At 40.9% G+C, this 9,644-nt stretch carries 6 protein-coding genes and 1 tRNA gene; all 7 read left to right on the top strand.

Annotated features, from left to right (window positions below):
* Position 1: 1 nt before the first annotated feature.
* Positions 2–77: transfer RNA gene (locus Q0976_RS23700), tRNA-His, on the top strand.
* Positions 78–473: 396 nt separating this feature from the next.
* Entirely contained in the window at positions 474–1,778 is a 1,305-nt protein-coding gene (gene tig / locus Q0976_RS23695; protein WP_299497290.1) for a trigger factor, read from the top strand.
* A gap of 91 nt (positions 1,779–1,869) precedes the next feature.
* On the top strand, positions 1,870–2,481 hold the full coding sequence (gene clpP / locus Q0976_RS23690; protein ID WP_299497288.1) for an ATP-dependent Clp endopeptidase proteolytic subunit ClpP: 612 nt from the start codon (positions 1,870–1,872) through the stop codon (positions 2,479–2,481).
* An 83-nt stretch (positions 2,482–2,564) separates the two neighbouring features.
* Entirely contained in the window at positions 2,565–3,842 is a 1,278-nt protein-coding gene (clpX, locus tag Q0976_RS23685; protein ID WP_299497287.1) for an ATP-dependent protease ATP-binding subunit ClpX, read from the top strand.
* 150 nt (positions 3,843–3,992) lie between these two features.
* The gene (lon, locus tag Q0976_RS23680; RefSeq protein WP_299497285.1) at positions 3,993–6,350 is read left to right on the top strand and encodes an endopeptidase La; all 2,358 of its coding nucleotides are present in this window, start codon (positions 3,993–3,995) and stop codon (positions 6,348–6,350) included.
* A gap of 257 nt (positions 6,351–6,607) precedes the next feature.
* The gene (hupB, locus tag Q0976_RS23675) at positions 6,608–6,880 is read left to right on the top strand and encodes a nucleoid-associated protein HU-beta (protein WP_298769307.1); all 273 of its coding nucleotides are present in this window, start codon (positions 6,608–6,610) and stop codon (positions 6,878–6,880) included.
* A gap of 233 nt (positions 6,881–7,113) precedes the next feature.
* Positions 7,114–8,982 carry a SurA N-terminal domain-containing protein gene (locus Q0976_RS23670; protein WP_299497283.1) on the top strand — a complete coding sequence of 623 codons (1,869 nt, stop codon included), beginning with the start codon at positions 7,114–7,116 and terminating at the stop codon, positions 8,980–8,982.
* Positions 8,983–9,644 lie beyond the last annotated feature (662 nt).

Here is a 9,644-nt window from a genome sequence, read left to right as displayed (position 1 = left end):
GGTGATTGTAGCTCAGTTGGTAGAGCCCCGGATTGTGATTCCGGTTGTCGTGGGTTCGAGCCCCATCAGTCACCCCACTATTCAGTGTTAGAATACAAAAAAGCGATCTCTAGTAGGTCGCTTTTTTGTGTCAAAAATTAAAGTGATTTAAACAAATAACTCATCATTTAAGCTGTTTTTTCCATCGATACACATTCAGAGTAAACGCGTTACAGAGTCTGTTTTTTGATAGGAAATACGCTGTATTTCAGTTCTTGTTATTAAATGTTTTCCAATTACCGTTGAATTTTGTATTTCCAAAGGATTTGAGTATATAATATCGCGTCTTGATATCTATCAATGAATAAGTGACCAGTGCTAGACGCCAGTCTTTACGGGTAGACTCGTTAGATTAACGGATCAAGAAACGAATATTAGAATGGTTGAATTTTTCGACTGTTTAAAGGACGTTAGACATATTTCGAGGTAATAAAATGCAAGTTTCTGTTGAAACCACTCAAGGCCTAGAGCGTCGCTTAACGATTTCTGTTCCAGCTGAGCAGATTGAAACGCTTATTTCAAACAATTTGAAGAGTGAAGCGAAAAAAGCACGTATTCCAGGTTTCCGTCCAGGCAAAGTGCCTGTCAGTGTTATCAAGCAACGTTATGGTCAAGCGATTCGTCAAGATGTGACAGGCGAAGTCATGCAACGTAATTTCGTTGAAGCAATTGTTGCTGAAAAGCTGAATCCTGCTGGCGCACCGACTTTAACGCCAGGTAACAGTGAAGGTGATAATTTTGAATTTATCGCAACTTTTGAAATCTACCCAGAAGTTGAATTAAAAGATCTTGATACGATTACTGTTGAGCAGCCAACTGCTGAAGTAACAACAGCGGATATCGATGCGATGATCGAAACACTGCGTAAGCAACATGCTAAATTTGAGGTTGTTGAGCGCGAAGCTGCAACAGGTGATAAAGCGAAAATCAACTTCACAGGTTCTATTGATGGTGAAGAATTTGAAGGCGGTAAAGCTGAAGACTTCGAATTAGAATTAGGCAGTGGTCGTATGATCCCAGGTTTTGAAGCCGGTGTTGAAGGGCATAAAGCGGGCGACGAGTTTGAAATTGATGTCACCTTCCCTGAAGATTACCACGCTGAAAACCTAAAAGGTAAAGCGGCTAAATTTGTTATTACTGTTAATGAAGTACAAGGTGCTGACTTACCAGAAGTGAATGATGAGTTTGCCACTTTATTTGGTATTGCAGAAGGCGGAATAGATGCGCTGCGTGCTGAGATCAGCAAGAACATGGGCCGTGAACTTGAGCAAGCGCTAAAAGCCAATGTGAAAGAGCAGGTACTGAATGGTCTTCTAGAAAAGAATGACATTGAACTGCCTAATGCATTAATTGAAGGTGAAGTGAAAGTCTTACGTGAACAAGCGATGCAGCGTTTTGGCGATCAAGCGGCCAACATGCCTGAGTTACCAGCAGATTTATTCACTGAGCAAGCTGAGCGTCGTGTGAAAGTGGGTCTGTTATTAGGCGAAGTCATCAAGACGAATGAGCTAAAAGCGGAAGACGATCGCGTTCAAACTTTGATTGCTTCAATGGCATCGGCTTATGAAGATCCAAGTGAAGTTGTTAACTACTACAACAACAATAAAGAGCTTATGCAGAACATGCGTAACGTTGCTTTAGAAGAACAAGCGGTTGAAGCTTTGTTAAAATCTGCTACATTGACAGAGAAAGAAGTCAATTTTGAAGAATTTATGAACAAGGCTACAGCTCGAGGTTAAGCTTAGCTTGACTTAAACAGCTGTTCGTCATTTATAATGGCTCGTATGAGGTTCGCTCATGCGGGCCATTTTTATTTAGGGAAGGTAAAACATGAACCAAGCGCCAGAAACAGTACTTAATGCACTCGTGCCTATGGTTGTTGAACAAACGGCTAAAGGTGAACGCTCTTATGATATTTATTCTCGCTTATTAAAAGAGCGTATCATATTCTTAGTCGGCCAAGTTGAAGAACATATGGCTAACCTTATTGTGGCTCAGCTACTGTTTTTGGAGTCAGAGAGCCCAGATAAGGATATTTTTCTGTATATTAACTCTCCTGGTGGGTCAGTTACCGCAGGTATGGCGATATATGATACTATGCAATTTATTAAACCAAATGTGAGCACCGTTTGTATCGGTCAAGCCGCAAGCATGGGATCATTTTTGCTTGCAGGTGGAGAAAAAGGAAAACGTCATTGTTTACCTAATTCTCGTGTTATGATCCATCAGCCACTGGGTGGCTTCCAAGGTCAAGCATCTGATATTGCGATTCACGCACAGGAAATTTTAGGGATAAAAAGCAAATTAAATACTATGCTGGCTGAACATACAGGACAGCCAATGGAAGTGATTGAACGTGATACGGATAGAGATAATTTTATGAGTGCAGCGGAAGCGGTTGAATATGGACTCGTTGACTCAATATTAACAACTCGAGGCTGATTTTTGTTTTAGGCTGAGCTATGCTGAGTTTAATGCAATGAAATGATTCAGGCAGTAAAGTAACTGCAAAAAGAGGTAGAGTAATGGGCGACAACAAAGATAACGGTGACAGTGGTAAGCTACTGTACTGCTCTTTTTGTGGAAAGAGCCAGCATGAAGTGAGAAAATTGATTGCTGGGCCTTCTGTATATGTTTGTGATGAGTGTGTTGAGCTCTGTAACGATATTATCAGAGAAGAGATTAAAGAAATCTCACCGAAGGAAGAGCAAGATAAGCTACCCACACCTCATGAGTTAAGGGCGCATTTAGATGATTATGTTATTGGTCAAGATAAGGCAAAAAAAGTCTTATCGGTGGCGGTGTATAATCACTACAAGCGTTTGAAGAACAGCGGTTCAAAAGATGATGTTGAGTTGGGTAAGAGTAATATTTTACTTCTGGGTCCAACAGGAAGCGGTAAAACACTGCTGGCCGAGACATTAGCACGTTTTTTGAATGTGCCTTTTACAATGGCGGATGCAACCACATTAACCGAAGCGGGTTATGTGGGGGAAGATGTGGAAAACATCATTCAAAAGCTATTGCAAAAGTGTGATTATGATGTTGAAAAAGCAGAGCGCGGTATTGTCTACATCGATGAAATCGACAAAGTCAGCCGTAAATCTGACAACCCTTCGATTACTCGTGATGTTTCAGGTGAAGGAGTGCAACAAGCTTTATTAAAACTCATTGAAGGAACCATTGCTGCTGTACCACCCCAAGGGGGACGTAAGCATCCTCAACAAGAGTTTTTGCAAGTTGATACGTCAAAAATCTTGTTTATCTGCGGGGGTGCCTTTGCTGGGCTTGAAAAAGTGATTGAGCAAAGAGCCCATACAGGAACCGGCATTGGATTTGGTGCGCAAGTCAAAGGTGAAGATGATAAAGCCACTATCTCTGATACCTTATTGCAAGTTGAGCCTGAAGATTTAGTGAAGTATGGTTTAATTCCAGAGTTTATTGGCCGTTTACCCGTATTAGCGACATTAGCTGAGCTGGATGAATATGCGCTGATTAAGATTCTATCTGAGCCTAAAAATGCTTTAACGAAACAATTTGCTGCTTTATTTGAAATGGAAGAGGTTGAACTCGAGTTTCGTGAAGATGCATTAAAAGAAATTGCTTTAAAAGCCATGACACGTAAAACCGGTGCTCGGGGTTTACGTTCTATCGTGGAAGGCATTTTACTTGATATTATGTATGACTTACCTTCCACTGAAAATGTGGCTAAAGTTGTCATCGATGAGTCAGTAGTAAAGGGGGAGTCGGATCCTATTTTAATTTATCAAAATAGTGATGCAAAAACCGCCTCTGCCGAGTAATTTTTAGGATAAGTGCTATTCTATATAAAAAAGGAGTCAATCAGACTCCTTTTTTTATATCATTTTTCATTTAATTTTTTATCTTCCATTGAAACCTAAGCTTTTATCCCAATATACTTCAGTAATAATTATATAAAACGGAATCGAGCTATGACACTAGAGCGTGAAGCGCGAATCGAACTACCCGTGTTACCACTAAGGGACGTAGTGGTGTACCCTCATATGGTAATTCCGTTATTCGTCGGACGAGAGAAATCCATTCGTTGTTTAGAAGCGGCGATGGAGCAAGATAAACGGATCATTTTAGTGGCTCAGCGTGATGCTGAATTGGATGATCCCACTGGTGATGATATTTTTGATGTGGGTACAGTCGCCTCAATTTTACAATTACTTAAGTTGCCGGACGGGACCGTTAAAGTACTCGTTGAAGGCGGACAAAGAGCGAGAATAGAGCGTTATTCTGATGAAAATGATATTTTTGTTGCGACTGCACAATACTTAGAGTCGGCACCGCTTGACGATAAAGAAGAGGAAGTATTAGTTCGCTCAGCAGTCAGTCAGTTTGAAGGTTACATCAAACTTAACAAGAAAATTCCGCCAGAAGTACTCACCTCATTATCTGGTATCGATGAAGCAGCAAGATTGGCTGATACGATGGCGGCTCATATGCCGTTAAAACTCGAAGACAAACAATCTGTGCTGGAAATGATTGATGTTGGTGAGCGCCTTGAATATTTGATGGCAATGATGGAAGCGGAAATTGACTTGTTACAGGTTGAGAAACGCATTCGTTCTCGTGTCAAAAAGCAAATGGAAAAAAGCCAGCGGGAGTACTATTTGAATGAGCAAATGAAAGCCATTCAAAAAGAGCTGGGTGACATTGATGAATCTCATGATGAGTTTGAATCTTTAGCACGTAAAATTGAAGATGCTAAAATGCCAAGCGAGGCGCAAGAAAAAGCCACATCTGAGCTTAATAAGCTTAAAATGATGTCGCCTATGTCTGCTGAAGCCACTGTTGTGCGCAGTTACGTTGATTGGATGATTTCTGTACCTTGGGTTAAGCGCTCAAAAATCAAGCGTGACTTAGCTAAAGCTCAAGATGTGTTAGATACCGATCACTTTGGGCTTGAAAAAGTCAAAGAGCGTATTTTAGAGTATTTAGCAGTGCAGAGCCGTGTGAAGCAGCTTAAAGGTCCTATTTTGTGTCTTGTGGGCCCACCAGGTGTGGGTAAAACGTCGCTCGGTCAGTCGATTGCAAAAGCAACGGGCCGAAAATACGTGCGAGTTGCGTTAGGCGGAGTAAGGGACGAAGCAGAAATACGTGGACATCGTCGTACTTACATTGGCTCTATGCCGGGTAAGGTCATCCAAAAGATGTCCAAAGTAGGGGTAAAAAACCCGTTATTTTTACTCGATGAAATCGATAAAATGAGTTCAGATATGCGTGGCGATCCTGCGTCAGCATTACTTGAAGTACTGGATCCTGAGCAAAATACTAGCTTTAGTGATCATTACCTTGAAGTGGATTATGACTTATCTGATGTCATGTTTGTGGCCACGTCAAACTCGATGAATATTCCAGGACCACTGCTTGATAGAATGGAGGTCATTCGTCTTGCCGGTTATACCGAAGATGAGAAACTCAATATTGCTAAGCAACATTTATTGCCTAAACAAGTTGAGCGCAATGGTCTGAAAGCGTCTGAAGTGAGTGTTGATGATAGTGCTATTATCGGGATTATTCGTTATTACACCCGTGAAGCTGGCGTGCGTTCATTAGAGCGAGAATTGTCTAAAATTTGTCGTAAAGTGGTTAAGCAAATTTTGCTTGATAAAAGCATTAAAAAGGTTGAGGTTAACCAAGAAAACTTAAAGTCTTTCTTAGGTGTGCAGCGCCATGACTATGGTAAAGCAGAGTCAAATAATCAAATTGGTCAAGTGACTGGGCTGGCTTGGACAGAAGTGGGTGGTGATCTATTAACGATTGAAGCAACGTCTGTGGCAGGTAAAGGCAAATTGAGTTATACAGGCTCTTTAGGCGATGTGATGCAAGAGTCGATTCAAGCGGCGATGACGGTTGTACGCGCTCGAGCTGAGCAATTGGGGATTAACCCCGATTTCTATGAGAAGCGTGATATTCATGTTCACGTGCCTGAAGGAGCGACACCAAAAGATGGGCCTTCTGCGGGGGCTGCTATGTGTACGGCATTAGTGTCTAGCTTAACAGGTAACCCTGTACGTGCTGATGTGGCCATGACAGGTGAAATAACCTTACGCGGCGAAGTACTGCCGATTGGTGGCTTAAAAGAGAAACTCTTGGCTGCGCATCGAGGTGGAACAAAACGGGTGCTTATTCCGAAAGAAAATGAGCGTGATTTAGAGGAAATACCTGCTAACGTAATCGCTGATCTTGAAATTCACCCTGTTAGGTGGGTGGATGAAGTACTTAAATTATCCCTTGAAAGACCCATTGAAGGCTTCGATGTGGTCACAAATGTCGGATAATTGATTAAAAATTAGCTACGCAATAAAAAAATGCAAAAAAGAGGCTTAACAATGCCTCGACCTGTGGTAGCCTAGGTCGGTGCTGAATCAGTGAAGCCAGCCCTTGGCTTCACTGGATTTAAGCGGTATCTTACTTATATTTATTAGGTTTTCTTATAAGACTTGAACTTTAGTTCTAAGCTTGTTATAAAAGCCTCCGCGGACCGCTCTGGACAAGGATTTGGTTGCGGCGCAACAATTACAATCAAGGGGATGACATGAACAAATCTGAACTAATCGAGAAAATTGCTTCTGGTGCTGATATTTCTAAAGCTGCGGCAGGCCGTGCATTAGACTCTTTCATTGGTGCTGTGACTGATGGTCTAAAAGAAGGTGATAAGATTTCTCTTGTTGGTTTTGGTACTTTCGAAGTACGTCAACGTGCAGAGCGCACTGGCCGTAACCCACAAACGGGCAAAGAAATCACGATTGCTGCGGCAAACATTCCCGCTTTTAAAGCAGGTAAAGCTTTGAAAGACGCTGTTAACTAATTAATGGTTAATAGTTAGCCTTTTGTAAGGCTTTCGTACTTTCGTAGCATGATAAGCACTGTGTTGACAGTGCTTTTACGAATAGAAAGGGTGATCGCAATGTGGTTGATCATCTCAGAGTGATTAAATAGAGAACGGAATGTTTGGTATTTAATCCTCTAACTTAAACATAAAAGGCGCATTCTTAGATTGATGCGCCTTTTTTTTATTAATCGCAACAAGCGAGAAGTCTGATGTTAGAAAAGATCCGTGAAGGTTCACAGGGCGTGATTGCAAAAAGCATCTTAGTGCTGGTGATACTTTCTTTTGCATTTACGGGGATTAGCAGCTATTTAAGTTCTTCGACTGAAGAGCCTGTAGCGACTGTAAATGGTGAGAAAATCACTCAACCCGCCTTAGAACAAGCTTATCAAAATGAGCGTGCTCGATTACAGCAACAATTAGGCACCATGTTTGACACATTAGCGGCTAATGATAGCTATATGCAAAGTGTTAAGCAGAATGTACTTGAAAGATTGGTGGCAGATAAACTACTTGATCAGTCAGCAGCCTCTTTGGGACTGCGGGTGTCAGATGAGCAGATTAAAAATGCCATTATGAATGAACCTGCGTTTCAAACTGATGGTAAATTTGATAATGATCGTTATCAAGCTATTTTGCGTCAATTAGGTTATCAAGCACAAACATTTAGAGACATGATGCGAACGGATATGACACGAACTCAGTTGGTTCGTGCTCTAATCACTTCTGAATTCGTGTTACCTAATGAAACCAAGTATGTGGCAGAGCTACAAGATCAAACTCGTGATTTACGTTACCTTATTGTTCAGTCTCAACCCTTTTTAGCTGATGCAAAAGTAACAGATGAGCAAGCTCAGACATTTTTTGATGATAATTCAGCACAATTTATTCGTCCAGAATCGGTGAGCTTAGAGTATGTTGAACTTGATGCTAAACAAATGGCAAAAGGGATCACTGTTACAGATGAAGAGGCGAAAACCTATTATGATGATAATAAGTCACAATATCGCACGCCTGAAAAACGTCTTGCAGCACATATTTTAATCGAAAAAGGTGATGATGAAGCGGCAAGTAAAGCAAAAGCTGACGCTATCTATAAACAGTTACAAGCTGGCGCCGATTTTGCTGAATTGGCGAAAAAAGATTCAGATGATACCTTTAGCCGAAATGAAGGCGGAAAACTGGATTGGTTTGAAGAAGGCGTAATGCAGCCAGCTTTTGATAAAGCGCTTTTCAGCTTGAAAAAAGGCCAATATTCTAAAGTATTATCTACTGATTTTGGTTTTCAAATCGTGAAATTGCTCGATGTTGAAGGTGGACAAGAAGTTCCGTTTAGCGATGTCAAAGCCAAAATTATAGTGCAGTTAAAAGAAAAGCAAGCTGTTGATAAATTTTATGAATTACAACAAAAACTTGCTGATACTAGTTATGAAGTGCCTGATACTTTATCTGAAGCTGCTAAAGCTGTAGGTGAAAAGGTTGAAACCACTGCAAACTTTACCCGCAACAACGTCCCAGCTTTGTTTAATCAACCACAAATTGTTAAAGCCATTTTTTCATCCAGTGTGCTAACAGACGGCATGAACAGTGATGTACTTGAGGTTGAACCTAACCACGTCGTAGTGCTGCGTGCTAAAACCCATACACCGGCAGGTCCTTTACCTTTTAGCGATGTGAAAGAAAGTATTGTTGCACAATTGAAACAAGAACAAGCCAATGAAGCGGCTCGTGCGAAAGCACAAGAAGTAATGACGGCGGTGCAAAATAAAGACAGTAATGCGGAGTTTACAACGAAAAAGGATGTGACCCGTAATGATCCTGATGTGGATAATGCGATTGTTAAAAAAGCATTCCAAATGCCACACTCAGACAGTGAGTCAGTTGATACTGTGGCATTAGGCTCAGGTTATGCCGTGGTGATTTTAGATAAAATAAATGCAGCTAAACCTGCTGATGAAGCGCAATTGAAAGCATTAAAAGAAAAGTTAGCCTCTCAGTACAGTGAAGCTGACTATAGAGCGATTATTGCCCTACTCAAATCGCAAGGTGAAGTCACTTACCCAAGCGTTGAGAAGCAATAATAAACCCAAGTATGAGCCATGGAATCAAGGCTTATACCGAGTTTTACAGTTAGCTCTAAAGGGTTAATGTAATACAAGAAATGCCAATTACTCTTTGAGTGGTTGGCATTTTTTATTATGAATATGATTTAGCTATTTATATAATACCAAGTTGATTAAATAATTGATCAATTCATAACCTCTCAGGGGGTCAATTTAAGATACATGAATGAAAGAATGGTTATTCTCTTGTGAAGTTATGCAATTCAGAAGTGGAATGCCTGAGATACTTACCTGTGCGGGCTTCAAAAAACGCCACACTTTGCTAGTGACTTATGATATGAGACCCTAAGGATGGGCGACGTTGGAACACAAGCCGACGACTCCAAGGATGGAGAAGATAGAGCGACGATGGAACCCAAGCCGAGAATAAAGATTAACTTGAGCTCACCGCGATCGCCGTTTATTCACATCCACATGAACACGGCATTTGCTCATCCGTAAACATCAGATGGTGGGAATGTCTGTTAAAGCAGGTGCCATTAACGATCTTGTCTATCGTATTTTGATTTCCTGCTGAATGATCACCTATTTAATCAAATTGGTATAATACCAATCTAAGTAAAAATATGATCTAATTGTATTTATTACATTCGCTTTATGGTTTGTTATGGATAACCTAA

The organism is uncultured Shewanella sp. (genome assembly GCF_947501665.1).
Classification (GTDB): Bacteria; Pseudomonadota; Gammaproteobacteria; order Enterobacterales; family Shewanellaceae; genus Shewanella.
This window is presented reverse-complemented; position numbering and strand designations above follow the sequence as displayed.

What these genes read in the sequence shown, in the direction of transcription:
- tig (WP_299497290.1), top strand. Translation starts at nt 474, where the DNA reads ATGCAAGTTTCTGTTGAAACCACTCAAGGCCTAGAGCGTCGCTTAACG.
- clpP (WP_299497288.1), top strand. Translation starts at nt 1,870, where the DNA reads ATGAACCAAGCGCCAGAAACAGTACTTAATGCACTCGTGCCTATGGTT.
- clpX (WP_299497287.1), top strand. Translation starts at nt 2,565, where the DNA reads ATGGGCGACAACAAAGATAACGGTGACAGTGGTAAGCTACTGTACTGC.
- lon (WP_299497285.1), top strand. Translation starts at nt 3,993, where the DNA reads ATGACACTAGAGCGTGAAGCGCGAATCGAACTACCCGTGTTACCACTA.
- hupB (WP_298769307.1), top strand. Translation starts at nt 6,608, where the DNA reads ATGAACAAATCTGAACTAATCGAGAAAATTGCTTCTGGTGCTGATATT.
- Q0976_RS23670 (WP_299497283.1), top strand. Translation starts at nt 7,114, where the DNA reads ATGTTAGAAAAGATCCGTGAAGGTTCACAGGGCGTGATTGCAAAAAGC.